Annotated in this window: 1 pseudogene; it reads left to right on the plus strand. The window is 47.1% G+C overall.

The features are described 5' to 3' along the window. Nucleotides 1–69 precede the first annotated feature (69 nt). A pseudogene (locus FQZ95_RS20820) lies at nucleotides 70–628 on the plus strand (DUF4376 domain-containing protein). Nucleotides 629–1,309: the final 681 nt, after the last annotated feature.

Below are 1,309 nucleotides of genomic sequence, written 5' to 3' on the forward strand. Positions count from 1 at the left end.
TGTCCTGGCATTGTTATCTCCTTAAAAAATTGAGGCGACAACTATGCTGACACAGGGGGTTATTGAGTGATCTCCTTCTATGAAAATACGCAGGGGATCAGAAACGCACATTATCTTGAAAATAGTGCGGTTGACTGTGAGGTGCTATTTGACGGTGAAACGGAGTTCGTCCCGTATACCGCCATGCAGGATGATACCGCCCCGACAGGTCAGCACATCTGGGAGAAACTGCAAAGCGGCAAACGGGGCGAAATCGCCCCGTTCACCATTACGCCGGAACTTATCGCAGCGACAGAGGATGCCAAAAAACGGGAAATCGAAGCATGGCGCACAGAACAGGAAGCGCAGCCGTTCACGTTTGAATGGAACGTGACGCACCTGGAATGGTGGTGCAGACTCAATAAGTTGTATTGCGCCCGTGGCAATGGCGGCAAAGGTGGCTGGTGCGTGGTCAACGCTGGGATGGGTAGATGCAGCAAATAACCTTGTCACACTGACAATGGCACAGCTTCAGGAGCTGGCAGCCGCGATGACACAGGCGCAGGTTGAGCGCAATGACGAGATTTATCGTCGGCAGCGTGAAATGAAAGAGGATCTGAACAATCTGGAGGATTTACGCTCAATCTGAGAGATGACAATCAACGGTCAGTCAGAGCAGGAAAAATAGCGGGCTTCTGTTAAACAGAAAAAAAGCCCCGCCTTCAGCAAGTGATAACGAGGCCTCAAGCATGGTTAACAGGTCGCTACACAAGACGGGGTAACATAATAATTCCGAACAAACATACTGACAAACGGGATATTTCAGCTAAAGGCGCAACAAAAACCGGGCGTTGGGTTGATGCTGCGTCTGACAGGTGAATTTACCGATAGCGCGATAAAATAAATCTCCTGTCACCATTTATTGTAGAAATGTTTATCAGTCATGCTTATGAGATAAATACACAAGACGGGGTGAAAATTTGACCTAAAACAAAGTCGAACTGAAAAGAGCCTTGTGCAGCTTTGCCGATATAAAAAACCGCAGACACGTCGTATGCAAGAACGTGCTGCTGTTGGCTGGTTAACTTTCGTGCGAATATTGAATGATTTACAGCCGGAATAGATTCTATTGGAAAGTATTCAGGGGGCCAGTTGCAGTTCACGGATTGGGTGTTTTAGGATTTTTTGTGGTGGCAAAAATGGGGCAAAAAAAGAGTGGGTTATCGTAGCTTATTGGTAAGCGGCTCGTCAGATGCGTATTTTCATGAAAGGAGATCACTCAATAACCCCCTGTGTCAGCATAGTTGTCGCCTCAATTTTTTAAGGAGAT

Source organism: Escherichia sp. HH41S (assembly GCF_009820115.1).
Classification (GTDB): Bacteria; Pseudomonadota; Gammaproteobacteria; order Enterobacterales; family Enterobacteriaceae; genus Escherichia; species Escherichia coli_F.